Origin of the sequence: Chitinophaga pendula (genome assembly GCF_020386615.1) — a bacterium.
Taxonomy (GTDB): domain Bacteria; phylum Bacteroidota; class Bacteroidia; order Chitinophagales; family Chitinophagaceae; genus Chitinophaga; species Chitinophaga pendula.
The window spans coordinates 5059010-5080747 of record NZ_CP077769.1; the positions used below are offsets into that span (position 1 = coordinate 5059010).

Below are 21738 nucleotides of genomic sequence, written 5' to 3' on the forward strand. Positions count from 1 at the left end.
CCTGGTACAACTTCCAACAAAAATAACGTAAGTAAGCATAAATATACCTCCTCCACTATTCTTTATTTTCCACACCAGCCAGTTGATATTTCCATTATCACCGGCTATGTGCTGTAACAGTTAAATGGCTAAAAAATCAAAAGGGCTGATTGGTTAGATCAGCCCCCGCAACAAATCGTTCTTTCACTAGGTGTACTTGTTCACTAGCGTTTCATTAGGACATGGTAGAACAATTGGTCTTCATAGGATGTGGAACATATTGGGTATTCCGAATAATATATAAGAGGATTATTTTTTTGTTGAATAGGTCGTCTCAAATGGTAGCTCTGCACTGGTATATCAAAAATAACTTACATTTTTTCACTTCGCCATCACACAAAGATGGTATTTTGTTAATGAGTTGTTAAACGCACAATAAACCGGATAGCCTTACTTATACCTTAGTTATACGAATGTTATACCCTAATTAAGGGAGAGGTGGACTTGATCAATAACAACATCATTACCAGTAGCTTACAATGACAATTGTTCACATAAAAAAGGCCGGCCTGTTCACCCTGTAGGGTATACAGACCGGCCTGTCAATATTGATTTGCCGGAGCAGGGCCTGGTTGTTATTACTTCAGGTGGCTTTCCAGAGCAGTATTATAACGTTGTTTCCAGCTGGCGATGGTACCCCAATCTTCACCATCTACGATCACATGTTCACCTTTTACGGCGCCCAGCAGCTCGTGGCGTACGGAGAAGTCAGACGCATCTACCAGGGTATGCAGGAGGGATTCGAAGGCCTCTTTATCCTCGGGGCGAATGGTTACTACCACACGGCTCTGGCTTTCGCCAAACAGGAAGCCATCTTTACGGAAGTTGTGGTTAGTATGGATATCGAAACCTATGTTAGCTGCCATAGCGCTTTCCAACAAGGTGATGAACAGACCGCCTTCACTTACGTCGTGCGCTGACTGGAGGAGATTGGCGGCATTCAGTTTAGTGATTGCCTGTTGCAGCTTTGCTTCTTCTTCCAGGTGGAAGTGAGGAGCCGGGCTATGTTCAACGCCCAATATCTTATGCAGGTATTCAGAGCTGTTGATATCGTTACGGCTGCGGCCGATGAGATATACTAGATGTCCGGCTTCTTTAAAGTCCAGGGTGATACGTTGTTCGAGGCTATCGAGTACGCCAAGCATACCGATAGTAGGCGTAGGATATACAGCACCGTCAGGAGACTGGTTGTAGAAGCTTACGTTACCGCCGGTCACTGGTGTATTGAACTTGCGGCAGGCTTCACCCATACCCTGGATAGCATGTACGAACTGGTAGTATACTTCCGGATCGTAAGGATTACCGAAGTTGAGACAGTTGGTGATCGCTACAGGTTCACCACCGCTACATACGATGTTACGGGCAGCTTCTGCAACGGCGATCTGTCCACCGGTATGCGGATCGGCATATACGTAACGGCTGTTACAGTCGGTTGTTACGGCCAGTGCTTTACGGCTACCTTTTACCAATACGATGGCGGCATCAGACGGAGCGTTGGTGCTGGCGTTAGCGGTACCTACCATGCTGTCGTACTGGTTGTAGATCCAGCGTTTGGAAGCGATGTTAGGCAGTTCGGCGATACGTTCGGCCACGAAGCGGGGGCTGTTGGTATCAGACACGTTGAGGATACTGAATGCCTTTACTTTTTCAAAGTAGGCAGGTTCGGTATACGCTCTGTGATATTGAGGAGCGCCGCCGCCGAGTACGAGGCTTTGAGCAGGTACATCAGCTTCGAGTTCGCCATTCAGATAAAATTTCAGGTGCTGTTCTTTGGTTACTTCACCGATCTGTACGCAGTGCAGATCCCATTTTTCAAATATGCGGAGTACTTCTTCCTCACGTCCTTTGTGTACTACGATCAGCATACGCTCCTGGCTTTCGCTCAGCAGCATTTCCCATGCTTTCATATTTTCCTGGCGGGTAGGTACTTTGTCCAGGTAGATGTTCATACCATGTTCGCCTTTGGCGCTCATTTCTGCGGTGGAGCAGGTAATACCGGCTGCGCCCATATCCTGCATGCCGACGAGTGCACCGGTAGGGATGATCTCGAGGCAGGCTTCCAGCAGTTTCTTTTCCTGGAAGGGGTCTCCTACCTGAACAGCTGGCAGGTCTTCCACGCTTTCTTCTGTGATGTTGGCAGAAGCAAAGGAAGCACCGCCGATACCATCTTTACCGGTAGCGGAGCCTACGATGAAAACCGGGTTGCCAACACCGTGAGAGGTGGCGGAAACAGTCTGGCCTACTTTTACGATACCTACGCTCATAGCATTTACCAGCGGATTGGTACCATAGCAATCTTCGAAGTAAGTTTCACCGGCAACGGTAGGAACGCCGAAGCAGTTACCATAGTGACCGATACCATGTACGATACCTTTCACGAGGTGTTGTGTCTTTTTATCTTTCAGGTTGCCGAACCGCAGAGAGTTGAGGGCGGCGATAGGACGGGCACCCATGGTAAAGATATCACGGTGGATACCACCTACACCGGTAGCTGCTCCCTGGAAGGGTTCAATTGCGGACGGATGATTATGAGATTCTATTTTAAATACACAGGCATATCCATCACCGATGTCTACCAAGCCTGCATTTTCTTCCCCTGCTTTTACGAGGAGGCGTTCGCCATCCCGGGGGAGTGTTTTCAGCCAAACAATAGAGTTCTTGTAGCTGCAATGTTCACTCCACATAACGGAGTACATGCTTAATTCTGTAAAATTAGGTGTACGGCCCAGGATGCCTTCAATACGTTCAAATTCGTCGGCTGTAAGACCTAACTGTTCCGCTGTTTCTACGGTGGTAGTTTGCATGTGTTGGTATATAAATACAGGTAAATTAAAAAGAAGATGCAAACCTACATGATTTTCTGCCAATTGACAAGGACCTGGCGGGCGTAATTCGGGATGGAGCGGTGTTAGGGGAGGTAAGAATGGATGTTTAAAGAGTGATAAACAGGGGGGTGATTTTTTGAATGGTCAAAAGGATTATATTCCGCGACCAGCCCGCATACATATTAGTAATTTTTTAATTTATCAGTTTTAGCAGTTGGTCACCTGTATTTTTTGGTCATCTCATAAAAAAAGGTTGGATTTTAGACATTAAATGTAATTTTTTAGTTAAAAAGAACAATTTCCTTGCTTTTATAACCTAAGCGCCGTTTTTTTGTGTAAAATTCTATTATCGCATGCAATCGTTACGCTTCACCGCGCTTGAACATCTGACAGGCGTTGACTCTAAGTTAAGCTCCGAACTGAATGGTAAGATCACCGAGGTGTTTGGCAGCAATGTATTTACAGGCAAAGTTGTTAGGGAATACTTAAATGACGAGGCTTATAAGAGCCTGATGAATTCCATCAAAAACGGCACCAAGCTGGAACGTAAAATGTCTGAGCAGATCGCTTCCGGCATGAAGGCTTGGGCGATGAAAAAGGGTGTGACTCACTACACACACTGGTTTCAGCCGCTTACCGGTACTACTGCTGAAAAGCATGACTCGTTCTTCACGTTGAAAAGTGACGGATCTGCTCTGGAGACTTTTGACGGCGATGCGTTAGTACAGCAGGAGCCTGATGCTTCCAGCTTCCCCAGTGGTGGTCTGCGTGCTACTTTCGAAGCTCGTGGTTATACCGCCTGGGATCCCTCCTCTCCTGCTTTCATCATTGAGCAGGGTTATGGTAAAACACTTTGCATTCCTACCATATTTGTTGCTTACACCGGCGAATCCCTGGATTATAAAGCTCCGCTGCTGAAAGCGCTGGCTTCTCTGGATAAAGCTGCCGTTGATGTATGTAACTATTTCGACAAGAACGTTACCAAAGTAACTGCCACCCTCGGATGGGAGCAGGAATACTTCCTGGTAGACGAAAGCCTGGCCAATGCCCGTCCTGACCTGATCATGACCGGCCGCACCGTGGTAGGTCACGCTCCGTCCAAAGGACAGCAGCTGGAAGATCACTATTTCGGTTCTATTCCTGAAAGAGCGTATGCTTATATGCGTGATTTCGAGATGGAAGCTTACAAACTGGGTATTCCGCTGAGAACCCGTCACAACGAGGTAGCTCCTTCCCAATTCGAGTGCGCTCCTATATTTGAAGAAGTGAACATCGCAGTGGATCACAACTCCCTGTTGATGGACATCATGAATAAAGTGGCTAAACGTCACAAACTGAAAGTGTTGTTGCACGAGAAACCATTTGCCGGTATCAACGGTTCTGGTAAGCACAACAACTGGAGTATGGCTACCGACACCGGTGTGAACCTGCTGGCTCCCGGTAAGACGCCTAAGACCAACCTGATGTTCCTGACCTTCTTTGTGAACACAATCAAGGCGGTACATGACTATGCTGATCTGTTGCGCGCAGCTATCGCATCTCCAAGCAATGATTTCCGTCTGGGTGCCAACGAAGCGCCTCCGGCTATCATCTCCGTATTTACCGGTAAATACCTGAATGAAGTACTGCAGGAAGTTAAAACCCGCGTAAACAATAAATTTGACGAGCAGGACGAAGCTATTCTGAAACTGGATCTGCACCGTCATATTCCGGAACTGTTGCTGGACAACACTGACCGTAACCGTACCTCTCCATTTGCCTTCACCGGTAACAAATTTGAGTTCCGTGCGGTAGGTTCCTCTGCTAACTGCGCCTCTGCGATGACCGTTTTGAATACGATCATGGCGAAAACCCTTACCGAATTCAAGAAGGAAGTTGATAGCCTGATAGAAAAAGGTGAGAAAAAAGAGATCGCCATTATGCAAACTCTTCGGAAATATATTGTAGATTCGGAAAAAGTTTTATTCGAAGGCGACGGATATAGCGATGAGTGGGAAAAAGAAGCGGCAAAAAGAGGTCTGCCAAATGTGAAAACCACACCGCAGGCACTGGATGCAATGACGACTCCGAAAGCTGCCGAACTGTTCAGTGAAGTAGGCGTTTACAATGAGAAAGAACTACACGCCCGTCACGAGATATTGCTCGAAGATTATGTGAAGAAAGTACAAATTGAGGCCCGCGTTATAGGAGACTTGGCGACCAATTCCATTCTGCCTTCTGCTATCAGCTACCTCAACGAATTGATCGAGAATATCCGCGGCCTGAAAGAAATAGGTCTGGGCGAAGGAGCCGTAAAAGCTCAAAAACAAATTGCCGAAAAGATTTCTGAACATATCAACGTCATCAGTGAAAATGTACAGGCTATGATCGAGGCGCGTAAAGTTGCCAACAAACTGAGCGACAGCCGCCAGAAAGCGATCGACTACTGTGAGAAGATCAAGCCTTACTTTGATGTTATCAGATACCACTCTGATAAACTGGAGTTCCTGGTAGATGACAAAAAATGGGCACTGCCCAAATACAGAGAGCTGCTTTTCTTGCGATAAAACCGTAAGATTGTTTTGGTGTATGATTAGCCCCCGGTTTTCACCGGGGGCTTTGTTTTAAAGTCCATATGCGGATGCCGTCCGCCAGACACAGCAAATCCGTCCGGACATTGTTATCCAGCCGTACATGTAATACACTTAAAATTATCTTATCTCATCAGGTACCCAGTTCGAGTTGATTACGGATCAGTTCATAATATTTCTGCCGCTGGGTCACCAGCTGATGATGTGTGCCACATTCAATGACCTTTCCTTTTTCCAGTACAATGATCTGATCTGCATGTTTTACCGTGCTTAAACGATGCGCTACGACAATCACCGTTTTGCCCTGCAGAAAAGTACTCAGGTTCGTCAGTATATCCTTTTCATTCCTCGCATCAAGAGAACTGGTAGCCTCATCCAGGAACAAGATCCTGGGATTCCTATAGATCGCTCTCGCAATCAGCAATCGTTGTTTTTGCCCTCCACTGAGGTCAGCACCCGCATTACCTATTTTCGTATCAAACTGCATGGGTAACTCCCTGATAAAGGCATCTATACAAGCCGTACGCGCTGCAAACCATAACAGATCAGAATCGGGTTCACTATCTGTGAGCGCAATATTTTCAGCAATGGTACCGCTAAAAATATATCCGTCCTGTAAGACCACTCCGCATTGCTCTCGCCACGCATCAGGATCGATGTTTTTCATCTCTTGCTGCCCTACTCTCAATTGTCCCTTTTGCGGGTAATAGAAGGATAAGAGCAGTTTCAATAAGGTAGATTTGCCACTGCCACTACTCCCTACAATAGCAGTAATTTTTCCCCGGGGTATCTGCAGCGTAATATCTTCCAGTACGAAAGGATGCATACTCCCATCATACTTAAAAGCCGCATTTTCCAGATAGATATGATCCCAGTCTTCTGGTGGCGCCACTTTGCCAGCCGTATTTTCATCTTCTTTACGATGTATTTCATCTATACGGTCGAATGCCGTCTTCGCTTCCACAGTAGCCTGTATAAAATCTGTAATATTTGTCAACGGACCCGACAACATGCCCGTAATGTATCCGATACTCAGCATCTCCCCGATCGTGAGATTTCCCTGTATCACTCCAATAGCACAAATACCATTAATACCAATATTCTTTATCTGTGTAATTGCATGTACTCCCACTACCTGGTAAAGATTGACATATAGCGATCTTACCTTCAATCCATATATCTGCTTTTTGATCTCCTGCCAGGAACCTATTTTATTCTCCTGTGCATTGTTGATCTTTACCTCCTTCATACCGGTAACTAATTCGATCAATGCATTCCGGTTTTCAGAGGAGAGCCGGAAATTATAGTAATCCAGATTGCGCCTTCGGGCATTAAAGAGGAATATCCAGGCAATAGCTGCCAGGCTCAATACAATAAAGCAAATAAATATCCACCAGCCGTATTGCAGCAACCGGATCGATAACGTAATGATCAACAAGCAGGAGAACACTGCTTGTATGATCTGCTGCGTCAGAAAACTCTCGATACGTTGATGATCTTCGATACGCTGCAGGATATCGGTATTAAGACGATTATCAAAAAAACGAATCGGTAAGCGGATAAGTTTTTGCAGAAAATGAGTAATCACCTGCAAACTCACCTGCATGCTGAAATGTACACTGACAAATCCTCTCAGCCAATCAAAGATCAGCTGTCCCATCAGAATGCCGGCCTGAAAAAGTAGCACTCCCCATACCACCTGGTAATTACTACGATTGATACCTCCGTCTACTAATCGTTGCATCGTATTCGGGAACAGATAGGACAGCGAAGTGCTGATAGTAAGGAACAGTGCTAATAACAGTAGTTTACCCCGATGGATTTTCAGATGCTGCACCAAAAAAAACAATCCTTTCTTTTTACCTGCCCATCCACTGGTATAAGGTAATAGGAGACCTTCAAATGTTTCTCTGGGCGCCAGCATCAATGCGACACCTTTATCACTTGTACCTTTCCAAAGATGGGAGAACTTATGACGGGGTAACCTTATCTTACCGTATCCGGGGTCAGCTATATAAAAATAACGTGAGGAAATGCGGTAAAGTACAACAAAATGATCCTGCCGCCAATGCAGTATACAAGGCAAGGTGGCTTTCTCCATCAATGCTTCCGGCGTTGTCTGCACCGCCATGCAGTTGAAGTGGAGTGCACGTCCAGCATTGACGATATCTCCCATAGAAACACCTGTACGGGTAACCGTACACAGGTCTCGCAAATAAAGCAAGTCACAATCCTTTCCATAGTAACGGAGGATCATCTTAAGACAGGCAGGTCCGCAATCCGATAACTCCAATTGCGAAAAATGGCGGAATACACGCATAATATTCGATATTAGTTCACACAACAGCCAATGGCGAAACCGTTTGAGGTAATCCCCATTTATTAGCGACCAGATCAACAAACTGCGAATGGTTACTCAAACTTGTCAGATCATAGGCATGTTGTTGCGCTAGTCCGAAGAACTGGTGGATCAATATCTTCTGTAGTTTTTTATGTATGGTCTTGAAAGATTCAAAGTGATTGTTCAATAAGCGCACAAAAGTGGTTATCTCTCCACTGTAGAAAGCATGCAGGCATTGAAAGGTCCAGAAAGAGGCCTTTGCACAGCTGGGAGTAGCCACCTCTTTAACCAGATATGCTGCTAATCCGCTTAATATCTCATCTTCCATAGCGGAGCCTACCACCTCTCTTACCCGTTGCAGACCCATTACGATATTGAGCAAAATATGCATTAGCATCGATTCCTGTTCATCATACGGTACCGCATACATAGCTTCCGTAACATAGGCCTTATCCTGCTGGTATATACCTGTAAACGAAAAATGCAGGAGAGCAGCCGCTTCAGCCCTTACCCGCTCCATGTCTCCTTTTCTAAAGTATACACGCACTTTATTCAGCCATTGCTCCTGAATAGACGATACCACAAATGGCGTTAGCTGGGTTTGCTTTTCGCAATGCAGTATTGCGATATCCAATTCCTCGATTGCTTCATCCAGTTTCCCATTGACATGCAAGTGATAAGCAGACATCGCCCTGTACAATAACTCCATACCCGCGTCCACCCGTTCATCAAAACTCCGGGATTGTGCGGTTATTTTCTGATATAGAAATGCACCGGTATGTAGTTCACGATTCCGGTATTGTTTCAGGCACTCTTCATAGCGGGTAAAATGATAGTACATACTCATCAATGCCTCCTGATCAAGTTCTTGCCGGTAGGCAGCTTCTATCCTATGGTAAATGTGGTAGGAATTGCCGGTAGACCCATTAGGTTCCAATGCTTCCACACTATCGAAGCGCGCTATGAATGTAGTTATCTCGTTGATAGTATACTGATCAAACATAAGAATTGTTATTAGGCTTAAAAGCTGTTGAGTGATTACAGGGTAATAACCGATGACGACGGACCGTTCTGTTCGAGGTGATACATCTTCCTCATAAATAAACGCTCATCGATATTAAACTTGAAGGAAGGACAAGCCGGTGTACCAAAATGCCATTCCTTGGGGCAGCTGCCACCGCAAACTGGCAGGAAAGTACACTTCTTGCACCAGCTATCGTTTGTAGGTATTTCATCAAACCACTGGCGCATAATAGCCTTACTGGTATCTACCTTTTCCTTTTGTTTAAGATTCCCGGATACAAAGGGCGTATCTACATAGACATTAGTATATGGAACATCCCAGCAAGTAGAAATATTACCGAATGCATCATAGACCTCTGCTGTATCACTCACAACCATACAGGTATAGGTATTTCTTCGCGGTACGAGATTGTGGCTGTTGGTTATCCCATATTCCTGTAAGGTCATGAGTACTTCTATTTCAAATTGGGCAAAGTCTTCTTTACCGATACCGTTTACCTTACTTGCACCATTATCTCCCCAGTCGTGTACTGCAGATATATAAAATCCCATCTTATCCAGCATACCAGCCTCATGGAATAGTGTAATCAACTGTATTACATTTTCTCTATTCTCTCCATCTACATTACATCTGATATTTATACGGGCGCCCGACTGCTGATAGAATGGCGAGTGTACGATGTTTTTCACATTATCAAATATGATATCGAAAGACGGAGTACCATTCTTTAACATCCGGCGCTTATCGTGAAATTCAGCAGTACCGTCAATAGTGATCTGGTATTCCATGATCTTATACTGCGTGACTAATTTTTCAAACAACTCCGGTTTTAAGGCCAACGCATTGGTGATAATCTCCGCTTTATATCCCAGTTTGTATTCTTCCGCTAGCCCCATTAGTTTTACCGAGCTGTTTTCTATAGCACTCAGGCCCGTAATGGGTTCTCCACCATACCAGGTGATAAACAGGTCAGTGGATTGCGCTGCTTTCTGTATAATAATATCCCGGATGCGGGCGACCATGAGGTCTGCCACATCATCCCTCATTACATGTTTTGAATGAGATTGTCCACAGTAATGGCATCCCAGCTGACAGTTAGCGGAAGGCTGTATGGTAAAACTGATGGTTTTACGATCTTTTATTTTGGCTTTATTATAGCTCAGTACGGTATCTAATTCATCCTCATCGGCGGGCACCAATACTTCATAATGCACGAGGTTTTTCACCAAAGATGCTGGTAGTTGCTTGAAGTTGCCGGACTGTAAGATGGATAGGTAATTATTTGCAATCTCGATGGCTGCGCCCGATCGGGTTACATATAAGATCGCGTGATCAGGCAATATATCTTCGTCTTTACTGATGTGTATATATCTGGAAAGTTTGAAGTCCATAGGAAATATTTTAAGATGTATACAGAAGCTGTTGTTAATACCTGTCGTAGTTGTCTTACGGGACAACAGACAGGATAGTTGTTGCCTTAATACGACGGATTATTACTTGTAATTCTGACAACCATTCTGGTTACAGTCGCTACAAGATGTGTAAATACCGCAGGTATTACCGGTACAGGTACCAGCTTCTAATACTTCGGTTTCAGCACAGGGGCCGACAGTAGCTGGGCGTAGACCACCCTGGAGGTGGCTGAGGTTTTCATCATTAATTACTCTGAAGTCATCCTGATCAGAAGAATGTTGCGCCAGTTGTTGGCTTTTCTGTAACATCAGCGCTTTAAGCCTGGAGTTTTTCATGTTTTTGAGTTTAGGGTAAAAACAAATAGGCATAACGATTAGCATCTGCATGCCTGTCAGATGCGGCTGCTTATGCATACAACAGCCTGATATATATCCGGTATATATATTAGCGGGTCATGGGAATACCAGTACGGGCAACAACGTATACGTTGATGGTCTTGCCGATTAGATAAAATAATAGATACGCTGTGTGCTACGTGTGATTTTACAGGTACTCCGGGCTAACGGGTTTTAAGGGTTAATTATTATCGCGCTCTTCCGACTTCTTCGTTGTTACTAGCTTCCTTTTTCTTTGCTGTCTTTATTTTATTGCTTCCTAATTTTTTATTTATTGCTATTCTAATACTCCGTGTATCACTAAAGGCAATCATCTCTGAAGATGACAGATTATTCCGGGCATAGAAACGTTTCAAACGTTGCGTATTAAATATATCGCTTCCGTATAGGGTAATCTGCAGATTGTGTTGGGGAATCCTTCTTGTAAGACCAATATTTACCTCCCCAAAACCACTGACACTACTATTGGCATATACAGCCTTACTAACATAGATAGCATCGATTGTGGCGTCTATTTTTGTATTAAACAAGTTATTGAATTGCTGGAACAGGTTGCACATATACAGGTAATCACTGGTTCTGATATTGACCTGCGGTGCTGCAACATTTTGGTTTTGCAAAGTCAGCGTATTGGTGAGCCTTACAGTCCAGAAGTTTTTTACGATGTTTTTGTTGATCATGCTCACCAGGCTCCAGTTATCTGCACTGCCATAATTAAACCGGTCCAACAATGTCGTATCCGGTGGGATAACGATTGCCAGCTGTTCGAACAGGCGTTGACTATTCGTATAACGTGCCAGGAAAATATAATCACGTTTAAGTGTATACGATAATTCAGCCATGATGCTATTGGAAGGCCTTAACATCGGATTCCCTTTCACCAGGTACTTATCACTTATATAATAAACGAACGGATTGAGCTGGGAGTATGCAGGCCTCCGTATATCACTTTTAACAGACAGGGAAAAAATGTGCGCAGGAGCGGGTGTATAGCTGATATATACCGTCGGGAAAAAGTTAGTATAGTCCTGGGTATATTTCTGTTTTGTTGTCAGCTGTTCATTTCGAAGCGCAGTATGCTCTACCCGACCGCCGATCTTTGTTTCAAGTTTGTTACTCCATTTCTTCTGCAAAGTGAGATATATCGCACCAATATTTTCCCGGTAAACAAAATCATTGGACATCACCGGATTGAATACCCAGTCTCCATTTTTATATGCTTGTGCACCCAGACTATTGTCTGTAGTAGTATGAGCAAACCGTACGCCCGTTTCCAGCTGTATCCCTCCCTTTAATGACTGGCTATAATCTGCTTTGCCGGCATAATTCCGGATATGCTGGTCCACTTCCAATTGGTTACCATTGTGAATCAACTGGGGAGTGGTTATATCATAAGAAGTAAAACGGGAGCGTTGTTTATTCTGATAATCAAAATAGTCTACCCCAATGATAAGGTCTTTGTTGTTTTTCTTATCCGCATACTGATAATCCAGGTGTAGACTCAGGAAATTGTTATTGGTAACTTCAGGATTCTCATTGCGGTAGGAGGAAAATTTAGGACCGGTATTGGTATTCTGGGATATATTATTTGATCCGACATTGTAGTCATTAGAATGGGTAGTCCGAAAGTCAACACCCAGTATCAAAGATGCTTTACTACTCAAACCGATATCTGTAACGGAGGTAACCCCGGCACTGTTTTCAGGCTTTTTAAAGGTGGCGTTATTGATCTGCTCTTCCTGCTTCAAAGCTCCCAGGTAAGTGATTTTATTTTCACTATCAAAGTACCCGCGTCTTACGCTGCCACTTGCAACCAATTGCTGACCGAACTTACCTTTTCTAATATTCAGTAATACACTGCCACTTTGTGAATTGTAAGTAGCCTGCCGGTCTGAGATACTGATACTGGCGTTTGTACCTTCTGTTTCGTTCCTTTTAAGTATGATATTAATGATCCCACCCGGATTGCCTGCCTCATATTTACTGGAAGGTACGGTGATCACTTCGATCCTTACAATGTTGTCAGCAGGCATGTTCTGCAGATATTGCTGCAGATCTCTTCCACTGAGGATACTTTTCCTGTCATTTATATATACGCTTACACCTTGTAATCCAAGTATGGAAAGTGTACCAGAGGCCTGTACATTGACCAGTGGCGTTTGCCGGAGTACGTCCCATACATTGTTGCCCGTTACCAGGCTGCTGTTTTGTACATTAAAGACAAAGCGATCGATCTTTTTCTCAAAGCTGGGCTTTGCCGTTTGTACTACTACCTCTTTTAATTGCTGTGGATTGGGCCGCAAGCCAAACGTAACAAAGGTATCTTTACTTATCTGTATATACAGGCTATCTGCGATATAATTGGAAGATGTAACCTTCAGATAATAGGCGCCTGCATTTATTGATCCGAAAGAGAATCCACCTGCCTTTCCGCTGATCTGATGTCGGGTATTGCCATCTGCAGCAGTGAGAGTTAACGGAATATCCGTCAATAGCTTTTGGTGGTGATCTATTACTATTCCTTCCAGTTTATTTTGACTGAATACAGCTGTACAAGTTAACATTGCCAGTAGCAGTAAATATGTAGCCTTGTTAGTAATCATAGATTTTCAGGATGCCACAGGGTTGCTGACATTTGCCCTTTTAACGTTTAGTATCAAATAGTATAGTGCCCAGCTAAAGCTAAGTTCCGCTTGCAAACAGTCTATCGTATTGGTGGTCGTAATGCGGCCTAAAGATCAGATGCTAATAAAGTTCAGAACAATCGGATAGTGATGTCTTTTCATTCAGGGGTTACTCTCATCGGATTTGGTATGGCCGTGACTGGTATACTGCTAAAATAAGGTTTTTCTTTAATAAAAAATTAAATTTTCTTATCTGTATAAAAGAAAAAAGCCGGCCCGGAGCAATTGCTCCGGGCCGGCTTCAAAACGATGTGACGATCGGGTATCGCCTCCTTTATACTAACTTGAACGTCTCTGTGAATTTGGTAGTAAAGTTGCCTTTACGGAAGTTTTCATCACGCATCAGTTGCTGATGGAAAGGAATGGTAGTTTTCACCCCTTCTATCACGAATTCACTCAGTGCGCGTTCCATGGTATTGATAGCTTCTTCCCTGGTCTGGGCGATGGTAATGATCTTAGCTACCATGGAATCGTAATACGGAGGTATTACATATCCTGCGTAGATATGAGAATCCACCCTTACGCCGTGACCACCAGGTATATGCAATACCGTGATCTTACCCGGAGACGGGCGGAAATCATTATAAGGATCTTCCGCATTGATACGGCACTCGATGGCGTGCATCTGAGGCGTATAGTTCTTGCCGGAAATGGGTATACCAGCGGCGATCTTGATCTGTTCTTTTACAAGGTCGAAGTTGATCACTTCTTCTGTAACACCGTGTTCTACCTGGATACGGGTATTCATTTCCATGAAATAGAAGTTACGATGTTTGTCTACGAGGAACTCGATCGTACCCACGCTTTCGTAGTTAATGGCGCTGGCAGCTTTAATAGCAGCTTCTCCCATTTTTTCCCTCAGTTCGGGGGTCATGAAAGGAGACGGGCTTTCTTCCACCAGTTTCTGGTGACGACGCTGGATAGAACAGTCCCTTTCGCTGAGGTGACATACTTTGCCGTATTGGTCACCGGCGATCTGGATTTCGATGTGACGGGGTTCTTCCACGAATTTCTCCATGTAAATACCATCATTATTGAACGCAGCCCTAGCTTCGTTTTTAGCCATGTTATAGGCGTTCTCGAGCTCTTCGTCTTTCCATACCACGCGCATACCTTTACCACCACCGCCAGCAGTAGCTTTGAGGATGATAGGGAGGCCCATTTGTTTGGCGATCACCCTAGCTTCTTCCAGGCTCTCAAGCAGTCCTTCAGAACCGGGTATTACAGGTACACCGGCAGCTATCATGGTCTCTTTTGCGGTCATCTTGTCTCCCATCTTACGGATCATTTCCGGAGTGGGTCCAATGAACTTGATACCATGCTCACCACAGATTTCTGCGAAGCGGGCGTTTTCAGCCAGGAATCCATATCCCGGGTGAATAGCATCCGCATTAGTGATTTCGGCGGCAGCCATCAGGTGAGGTATGTTCAGATAAGATTCGCTGCTTTGTGGTTTACCAATACATACCGCTTCATCTGCAAACTTCACATGCAGGCTGTCTTTATCTGCAGTAGAGTAAACAGCCACCGTTTTGATCCCCATTTCCTTACAGGTACGGATAATCCGCAGGGCAATCTCACCACGATTGGCAATCAATATTTTTTTGAACATGTTGTTTGTATAAGTTTAAAAAAGTAATACGTACTAAATCATAAGTCGTAAGGAATAAGCGTGCAGTACATTGCTGACCCTCACTTATAACTTACGACTTATGACTTATCACTGGTTAAGGTTCTACCAGGAATAAAGGCTGATCATACTCTACAGGAGAAGCATCATCAACCAGTACCTTTACTATCTTACCGCTCACCTCACTTTCGATCTCATTGAAAAGCTTCATGGCTTCAATAATGCATACCACTTTACCTGGAGCGATTTCATCTCCTACATTTACAAATGCAGGTTTGTCCGGGCCAGGGCTGCGGTAGAAGGTACCGATCATAGGAGACTTTACTGTTACCAGGTTGTCTGCTTTCGGAGCTGCAGGAGCTGCTGCGGTAGTTGCCGCCGGTGCTGCTGCCACAGGAGCTACCTGTACTGCTGCAGCCTGCACGGGAGCAACTGCAGGTACAGTGAACACCTGTTGTACCTCATTATCTTTTTGCTTTATTGTTATTTTAAACGTGTCTTGTTCTATGCTCAGTTCGCTGATATTGGATTTGTTTACCATCTTTACCAGTTCCTGAATCTGTTTAAAGTCCATGTAGACAGTTTTTTGTTTAGAAATGTTGTACGGGTTCGATATGGAGGGTGGTAATTATTCTTTTACTCTTTCAATGTATTCACCAGTTTTGGTGTTCACACGGATCAGCTCACCTTCATCCACGAACAGGGGTACCATTACAGTAGCGCCGGTTTCAACGGTAGCAGGTTTCAAAGTACGTGTAGCTGTATCACCTTTTACACCAGGTTCTGAATACGTTACTTTTACAACGATCTTATCGGGAAGTTCAACAGACATGGGTTGCTCTGTTTCTGTATTGAACTGCACGGCTACTTCCTGTCCTTCTTTCAGGAACTGAGGGGCATCTACCATGCTCTCTGCCATTGCAATCTGTTCGAAGGTCTCATTGTCCATAAAGTTGTAACCTGTATCGTCTTGGTACAGATATTGAAAAGCTCTCTTCTCTATACGCACAGGATAGATGGTATCTCCGGAGTTCCAGGTATGCTCAATAGAACGGTTGCTATCAACTCCCTTGAGTTTAGCCCAAACTTTTGCTGCGGCACGAGCAGTTTTGTTCTGACCAAACTCTACAACAGAATATAAGCCGTTATCCAGCTTAATGATCAATCCTGTTCTGATATCTGCAGTGGTAGCCATAAAAAGGTTACTGTTTAATTAAAGTTAAAAATTACGTTAGGATGCAAAAGTAAAAATTTTCGCATATGAACAAACATTTCCTTTACGGAAAAGCACCAAACATAGGCAATTTGGCTCGGTTTTAGACTATTTTTGAACAAAAAAGACTAAAAGTCTGTCAAATTTCTACTATAGCGGTACTAATTGTGCCAGGAAAGTAGTTTAATTTTAGCTTTCACCACAAAACAGATTGGCATCATGCGTTACCTTTTATTATTATGTTTCTGCTTTAGCCCGATATTCCTGATGGCACAATCCAGCGGTCGCAGCCATCGCGTTGTCAACAATAATACCACTGCTCCATTTAAACAATATCCGATAATACCTGCTTTCCCACTTACATTACCTGATGGTACGGTTATCACCAAAAACGATCTCAAAAAGAACGTGCCCACCATCGTCTTCGTTTTTAGTGTAGACTGTGACCATTGTAAACACCTGACCGAAGATCTGTTAAAAAATATTGATAAGTTCAAGAAAACCCAGATACTGATGATTACTCCTTTCCAGGCAGAACAGATGAAGGAGTACTATAACCAATACAAGATCAAAGACTATTCAAATATTATCATGGCCAGTGAACCGACCAGGCAGATCATGTACTTCTATGACATGAAATACTTTCCAGGTATTTTCATATACAACAAGAAGCAGCAGCTTATTAAAAATTATGAAGGTACTGTTAAGTTAGATCAGATGCTGGAGGCCATCAAACAGGGTTAAACTTAGGATAAATGTCTAAAGGGTTAATTTAATGCTGGCGCCTTTCCGCTCCCATTCAGGGCATCTGGCGGATTGTGGGCGTAAATGTACAAATTCAAATGATAAATTGCTAATACTTCTTTTGATATTACTAAAACAACGGCAAGAATCTAAACCCGAATCGTTACATTTGTCTATACCAAATATTCTTCACTTCTAAATTATTAAGTTAAAATGAAAGTTACTGTTGTAGGTGCGGGTAATGTTGGTGCAACCTGCGCTAATGTGCTTGCTCATAGAGATTTTCTACAGGAAGTTGTATTATTGGATATCAAAGAAGGAACTGCTGAAGGTAAGGCCCTGGATACCTGGCAACAAGCACCTATTGACTATTATAGTACCAAGGTAACAGGCGTTACCAACGACTATACGAAAACTGCCAACAGTGATGTTGTCGTAATTACTTCCGGACTTCCACGTAAACCAGGAATGAGCCGCGATGACCTGATCTCTACTAATGCCAATATTGTAAAGTCAGTAACCGAAAATATCACTAAACATTCTCCGAATGCTATCATCATTGTAGTTAGTAACCCGCTGGATGTAATGACATACTGCGCGTTCCTCACTGCCAAAAAAGATAGCAATAAGGTATTTGGTATGGCTGGTATCCTCGATACAGCCCGTTATCGTGCTTTCCTCGCAGACGAAATCGGATGCTCGCCCAAAGATATCCAGGCTATCCTGATGGGTGGTCACGGCGATACAATGGTACCATTGCCCCGTTATACAACGGTGAGCGGTATCCCGGTAACAGAACTGGTAGCCGGTGATAAGCTAGAGGCCATTATCCAACGTACTAAAGTAGGTGGCGGTGAAATCGTAAACCTGCTGGGTACTTCTGCCTGGTATGCTCCGGGAGCTGCCGCCGCACAAATGGTAGAAGCCATCCTGAAAGATGAAAAACGCATCTTCCCCTGCTGCGCATGGCTAACCGGCGAATACGGCCTTAAAGACATCTATCTGGGCGTACCCGTAGTACTGGGTAAAAATGGTATTGAAAAGATCATCGAGTTACAACTCAATGAGAGCGAAAAAGAACTGCTTACCACTTCTGCCAAACACGTAAAAGAAGTAATGGATGTACTGGACAACATGAAAGTTGTTGCCTGATATAAAACTCTTCTTATTTAAGCGGATCGCCCTGGAAGATTATCTCTCCAGGGCGATCCGCTTTTTGATACCCTGCATATCTATCCGGTAGTAAAAAGGGTGTCCGATATATTTGGTAATCGTTTTTTGCGCCCGCGCAGCCTGATACCTGTATAACTGAAATTCCTGTATACCGGCGCCAGGTAAAGTAAAAGTGCGCCTGCCATTGCTAGGAAAAAAGAGAAAAGACCGTGTATCGCTATTATTCCAAAATGAAACAGCAACGCCGCTATCAGCAGGTATACACGGTATCTTTTGTGCATGCTCATCCCCATAAAAAGTAACCATTCAAAACCGATCACCCCCCACGTGATCAACACCACTGTAAATGGATTAACCAACAACGGCATCAGTATGGTACGCATCCATTCGCACATGCCGAATGTGGGATTATTAAACCAATAGTAAACAGCAGTCCCATCCGCCCATTGCTCCACCGGCATCTTACCCGCTGCTGCATGAAAATAGATTACAGCCACCTGTATCCTGATCAGCTTGTGAAAACAGTTGGCTATTAATTTCCTTTCAGCAGCAAACCTTGCTGATAGTGTTTCATAATTGATCGCGTACCAATGGTTCTTTCTCGGATCGCACAGACAAATTGGGATCAGCAGCAGGCTGATATTGGAAATCACCTGATCTCCTCCTTCGATCATTACCGCCACATTACAATAGCTGACAGCTACCCAAAACTGTAATACAGCCATTATACCTATATTCCAGCCTGCTATTACCAGTAGTAGTATTATCATTGCCACACCGGTCAATACATGGATATATTCATAAGGTAATAAGTAGAAAAAATTGAACCGGTGTAACGCCAGATAATGTATTTTTTCCGGTGCCACACCACCGGGACGGAACAATGTATCCGGATGATTGAACAATAATGTCAGTAAGAGGCTTAACGCAAGAATAGACCTCGCCAACCCCAGATAATTAGTGAATATATTCTCGGCCGTTAATCGATGGATCATCGTATCCAAACTATCAGTGATCAGTTTCCACATATAGTCGTGCAATTTTATAAGGCATTATGACTTTTTTGTTGTTCCTCGCCCATGCCCAGGGAACAGGCGGCGTCACCTGTACGATAATATCGCCCAGACAAAGCGGTTGGGCCGCATTATTCTTCAGCAATTGTACCGGCAAAGTATCGTGCTGAAAGTGTGCTGTAAGCGGCTCCCGACTAGCCTGCCATATACTGTCAGTAATGGCAGCCTGTAACATAGCTAACTCTACTCCTATTGCCCTTCCTTTACGATCCAACCCAAACAGGTACCTGGCACTTGCGCCAGGTACATTGACCTGCTCCCATATACCAGCGCTGTTTTTTTTATATACAATGATCATGTCTTCCCGGGCGTCCCGGGTAAAGAATGCCCATCCTTCCGGTACCAATGAGATCGTGTTAATACGGGATATCCTGCCAAAACTAATCGGACTGTGAGGTAATGCTGCCAGCGCAATACAATACACCATCAATGTAATACCGGTGATCAATACCAGTAGTATAATTCTTAAACGTGTATAGTGCATGATCGATGATTTGCGGATTAATCAATACGGACCAATAGCCGGCCTATACCCTACTGCTGCCCGGCACAGGCCGGCTATAGTCAACAATCATTACTCACTAGGGAAGATGAGTGATGAGGGATTGTACAAATTGTTCTGATTTCAATCTACTATTATTGCTATGGTCCATAGGATCGGATTCCCGGAACATCATAACGTTTTCTGTTACCGCAGCATAGCTGTATATGGCCAGATTTACAGCTGCCGCTGCATTTACAGCCAGAGCAAAATTGGCAACTATTGCTACATTGATAAATCCACATGTCTGCTGATACTGCGGATCGATCTTGGCATTGGCTTCCGTACCAGCAAATAATACACTGATCTCTTCGCCAAACAGCTGTTTACCTTGTGCGATCATTTGTTCCCGGTTTAGTTTGCCATCTCTTATATCAGCGATGTATTGATCAAATACTTGCTGCTTCTGATTTCTGACGCTGGAGATTAATCTTTCGATCTTTTTTTGATCCACCCCCGTAGTAGACTGTTGGAGCCATATCGCTTTAGTCAGCAAATTGCCAGCCTCCAGTAAAGCTGCTTCCACTCTTACAGGATCTTTACTTAGTACTTCCTTCTTAAATACTTCCAGGTAGCCTGGAGATAATTGTTCTATGCGGGCTATCAAAATGTCTTCAGCAGCGGTTCTTTCCCGCTGTGTAACCCCTTTGGCCATACCATTCAATGCCTTCAGCTCTTTGTAAGCAGGGATGTGATCAGCCACTTCTCCACTGGCCATTATTATGCCTCTAAATAATGCGGCAGCACTATAGGTATCCCTTTCTGCAACGGGTTGCTGGGTTGTTTCTTTCTGGCACCCTACTATTATCATTGCTGATAAAATGACTACCAATGTACTGGTGAGGATAGCGTGTTTGCGGTTAAAAACTTTTTCCATGCTTTTTGGATTTGGTTATTTGATGCGTTTTTATCTGTGGGCAACAGTTCCTTTTTTTGGGTCAAAGCCATAGGACGGCAGTATGCCTGGGCGGGGCATATGGGTTCGATACAATAACATAATGAGGAATGATGGTTAACGACAGTATAGTCTGACGTATGCTTTTTTTAACTCCTTCTAGTGGGCGGCATAGGAAGATAGCGCTAAATTATTTCATCCTATCCCAGGGACCAATACCTGGAACTCAGTATTTTATCTATCCTAATAAACCATTATCAGGGTACCAGATGTTATGATTCAGAAAAATCTTGCCTTATATGTTGCAACATATTATGTTTTCCCATAGCTTTGCAACACTAAATACACATCACTATGAAGAAATTACTTTTTAGCTTGCTGGCCCTGGCGCCCATATCTCTTTTTGCACAAAGCAATAACTGGAAACTGGATAACTCACATGCTTCCGTAAAATTTACCGTATCTCACCTGGCAATTTCCGAAGTAGAGGGTAAATTCAAGACTTTTGAAGGCGATTTCGTAGCCACTAAACCAGATTTCACTGATGCTCAGATCAATTTTTCTGTAGATGTGAATAGCGTTGACACTGATAGCGAAGGTCGTGATAAACACCTGAAAGGGGATGATTTCTTTGCTACCGACAAATATCCTAAGATGACCTTCAAAAGCACTTCCTTCAAAAAAGTGAATGGTAAAGAGTATGCACTGGAAGGTAACCTGACTATCCGCGACGTAACCAAGAAAGTAAAATTCAAAGTTACCGGTGGTAGCAGCATTAAAGATCCATGGGGTAACAACCGCGCCGGTTTCAAAGCTACTACTACTATCGACCGTACTCAATTCAACGTTTCCGGTGGCAGACCAGCAGTTGGTGCTGATGTAGAGATCGTACTGAACCTGGAGTTTGTACAAGCCAAAGCGTAATTGCAATAAGGCAACCAGTTTTTACAACACATATGTATGCAGCAAGGTCATGTACTTTGCTGCATTTTTGTTTTATCCCGATCCAGTACTCTTTACGAATATGATATTAATTAGCCCCTACTCCCCCATAATTAGGCTTAAAATTTGTAAATTTATATTAGTTAAGTGTAGTTGTTACAGCTAACAATTTAAAAGTGAATAACTTCCATTTGTTCATTGTATCAGGTCTTTTCCTATCTTCACCATCTTTTTTA

The 21738-nt window shown here is 43.8% G+C and carries 16 protein-coding genes; 4 read left to right on the forward strand and 12 right to left on the reverse strand.

Going from position 1 to position 21738, the window contains the following annotated elements; translation table 11 throughout:
• Positions 1 to 617: 617 nt before the first annotated feature.
• The gene (gene purL / locus KTO58_RS18385) at positions 618 to 2843 is read right to left on the reverse strand and encodes a phosphoribosylformylglycinamidine synthase subunit PurL (RefSeq protein WP_095837976.1); all 2226 of its coding nucleotides are present in this window, start codon (positions 2841 to 2843) and stop codon (positions 618 to 620) included.
• A gap of 374 nt (positions 2844 to 3217) precedes the next feature.
• Here purL and KTO58_RS18390 point away from each other — a divergent pair, with 374 nt between their 5' ends.
• A complete protein-coding gene (locus KTO58_RS18390) occupies positions 3218 to 5410 on the forward strand; it encodes a glutamine synthetase III family protein (protein WP_095837975.1) in 2193 nt (730 codons plus the stop codon).
• A gap of 157 nt (positions 5411 to 5567) precedes the next feature.
• Here the strand turns inward: KTO58_RS18390 and KTO58_RS18395 are convergent, their stop codons facing one another.
• The 8 genes from KTO58_RS18395 to efp form a co-directional block, all read right to left on the reverse strand.
• Positions 5568 to 7754 (reverse strand): peptidase domain-containing ABC transporter, encoded by a 2187-nt coding sequence (locus tag KTO58_RS18395; RefSeq protein WP_095837974.1) that lies wholly within the window; start codon positions 7752 to 7754, stop codon positions 5568 to 5570.
• 16 nt (positions 7755 to 7770) lie between these two features.
• Complete coding sequence (locus tag KTO58_RS18400; RefSeq protein ID WP_095837973.1) at positions 7771 to 8778, reverse strand: hypothetical protein; 1008 nt, start codon at positions 8776 to 8778, stop codon at positions 7771 to 7773.
• A 35-nt stretch (positions 8779 to 8813) separates the two neighbouring features.
• Entirely contained in the window at positions 8814 to 10190 is a 1377-nt protein-coding gene (locus tag KTO58_RS18405) for a radical SAM/SPASM domain-containing protein (protein ID WP_095837972.1), read from the reverse strand.
• A gap of 102 nt (positions 10191 to 10292) precedes the next feature.
• The gene (locus KTO58_RS18410; RefSeq protein WP_095837971.1) at positions 10293 to 10547 is read right to left on the reverse strand and encodes a hypothetical protein; all 255 of its coding nucleotides are present in this window, start codon (positions 10545 to 10547) and stop codon (positions 10293 to 10295) included.
• A 248-nt stretch (positions 10548 to 10795) separates the two neighbouring features.
• Entirely contained in the window at positions 10796 to 13171 is a 2376-nt protein-coding gene (locus KTO58_RS18415) for a TonB-dependent receptor domain-containing protein (RefSeq protein WP_198315197.1), read from the reverse strand.
• Between the two features lie 394 nt (positions 13172 to 13565).
• Positions 13566 to 14903, reverse strand: a complete 1338-nt coding sequence (gene accC, locus KTO58_RS18420) for an acetyl-CoA carboxylase biotin carboxylase subunit (protein ID WP_095837969.1) — start codon at positions 14901 to 14903, stop codon at positions 13566 to 13568.
• Between the two features lie 115 nt (positions 14904 to 15018).
• Positions 15019 to 15495, reverse strand: coding sequence for an acetyl-CoA carboxylase biotin carboxyl carrier protein (accB, locus tag KTO58_RS18425; protein ID WP_095837968.1), 477 nt, complete (start codon positions 15493 to 15495; stop codon positions 15019 to 15021).
• Positions 15496 to 15549: 54 nt separating this feature from the next.
• On the reverse strand, positions 15550 to 16116 hold the full coding sequence (gene efp, locus KTO58_RS18430) for an elongation factor P (protein ID WP_095837967.1): 567 nt from the start codon (positions 16114 to 16116) through the stop codon (positions 15550 to 15552).
• A gap of 237 nt (positions 16117 to 16353) precedes the next feature.
• Here efp and KTO58_RS18435 point away from each other — a divergent pair, with 237 nt between their 5' ends.
• Together KTO58_RS18435 and mdh are read left to right on the forward strand one after the other, a co-directional pair.
• Entirely contained in the window at positions 16354 to 16878 is a 525-nt protein-coding gene (locus KTO58_RS18435; protein WP_095837966.1) for a peroxiredoxin family protein, read from the forward strand.
• A gap of 213 nt (positions 16879 to 17091) precedes the next feature.
• Positions 17092 to 18030 (forward strand): malate dehydrogenase, encoded by a 939-nt coding sequence (gene mdh / locus KTO58_RS18440; RefSeq protein ID WP_095837965.1) that lies wholly within the window; start codon positions 17092 to 17094, stop codon positions 18028 to 18030.
• A gap of 80 nt (positions 18031 to 18110) precedes the next feature.
• On the opposite strand, the gene KTO58_RS18445 is transcribed toward mdh, so the two are convergent.
• The 3 genes from KTO58_RS18445 to KTO58_RS18455 form a co-directional block, all read right to left on the reverse strand.
• Positions 18111 to 19079 carry a sporulation-delaying protein SdpB family protein gene (locus tag KTO58_RS18445; RefSeq protein ID WP_095837964.1) on the reverse strand — a complete coding sequence of 323 codons (969 nt, stop codon included), beginning with the start codon at positions 19077 to 19079 and terminating at the stop codon, positions 18111 to 18113.
• Complete coding sequence (locus tag KTO58_RS18450) at positions 19060 to 19608, reverse strand: SdpA family antimicrobial peptide system protein (RefSeq protein WP_095837963.1); 549 nt, start codon at positions 19606 to 19608, stop codon at positions 19060 to 19062. Before KTO58_RS18450 ends, KTO58_RS18445 begins: the two co-directional genes overlap by 20 nt.
• 97 nt (positions 19609 to 19705) lie before the next feature.
• Positions 19706 to 20542, reverse strand: coding sequence for a sporulation delaying protein family toxin (locus KTO58_RS18455; protein ID WP_095837962.1), 837 nt, complete (start codon positions 20540 to 20542; stop codon positions 19706 to 19708).
• A 372-nt stretch (positions 20543 to 20914) separates the two neighbouring features.
• Here KTO58_RS18455 and KTO58_RS18460 point away from each other — a divergent pair, with 372 nt between their 5' ends.
• Entirely contained in the window at positions 20915 to 21484 is a 570-nt protein-coding gene (locus tag KTO58_RS18460; protein ID WP_095837961.1) for a YceI family protein, read from the forward strand.
• The last annotated feature ends 254 nt before the right edge of the window (positions 21485 to 21738 follow it).

Bases quoted from the DNA above. Each gene is read 5' to 3' on its own strand.
- efp (WP_095837967.1), bottom strand. From the start codon at position 16,116: ATGGCTACCACTGCAGATATCAGAACAGGATTGATCATTAAGCTGGAT.
- KTO58_RS18450 (WP_095837963.1), bottom strand. From the start codon at position 19,608: ATGCACTATACACGTTTAAGAATTATACTACTGGTATTGATCACCGGT.
- KTO58_RS18455 (WP_095837962.1), bottom strand. From the start codon at position 20,542: ATGGAAAAAGTTTTTAACCGCAAACACGCTATCCTCACCAGTACATTG.
- KTO58_RS18395 (WP_095837974.1), bottom strand. From the start codon at position 7,754: ATGCGTGTATTCCGCCATTTTTCGCAATTGGAGTTATCGGATTGCGGA.
- KTO58_RS18405 (WP_095837972.1), bottom strand. From the start codon at position 10,190: ATGGACTTCAAACTTTCCAGATATATACACATCAGTAAAGACGAAGAT.
- accB (WP_095837968.1), bottom strand. From the start codon at position 15,495: ATGGACTTTAAACAGATTCAGGAACTGGTAAAGATGGTAAACAAATCC.
- KTO58_RS18390 (WP_095837975.1), top strand. From the start codon at position 3,218: ATGCAATCGTTACGCTTCACCGCGCTTGAACATCTGACAGGCGTTGAC.
- accC (WP_095837969.1), bottom strand. From the start codon at position 14,903: ATGTTCAAAAAAATATTGATTGCCAATCGTGGTGAGATTGCCCTGCGG.
- mdh (WP_095837965.1), top strand. From the start codon at position 17,092: ATGAAAGTTACTGTTGTAGGTGCGGGTAATGTTGGTGCAACCTGCGCT.
- purL (WP_095837976.1), bottom strand. From the start codon at position 2,843: ATGCAAACTACCACCGTAGAAACAGCGGAACAGTTAGGTCTTACAGCC.
- KTO58_RS18400 (WP_095837973.1), bottom strand. From the start codon at position 8,778: ATGTTTGATCAGTATACTATCAACGAGATAACTACATTCATAGCGCGC.
- KTO58_RS18435 (WP_095837966.1), top strand. From the start codon at position 16,354: ATGCGTTACCTTTTATTATTATGTTTCTGCTTTAGCCCGATATTCCTG.
- KTO58_RS18415 (WP_198315197.1), bottom strand. From the start codon at position 13,171: ATGTTAACTTGTACAGCTGTATTCAGTCAAAATAAACTGGAAGGAATA.
- KTO58_RS18460 (WP_095837961.1), top strand. From the start codon at position 20,915: ATGAAGAAATTACTTTTTAGCTTGCTGGCCCTGGCGCCCATATCTCTT.
- KTO58_RS18445 (WP_095837964.1), bottom strand. From the start codon at position 19,079: ATGTGGAAACTGATCACTGATAGTTTGGATACGATGATCCATCGATTA.
- KTO58_RS18410 (WP_095837971.1), bottom strand. From the start codon at position 10,547: ATGAAAAACTCCAGGCTTAAAGCGCTGATGTTACAGAAAAGCCAACAA.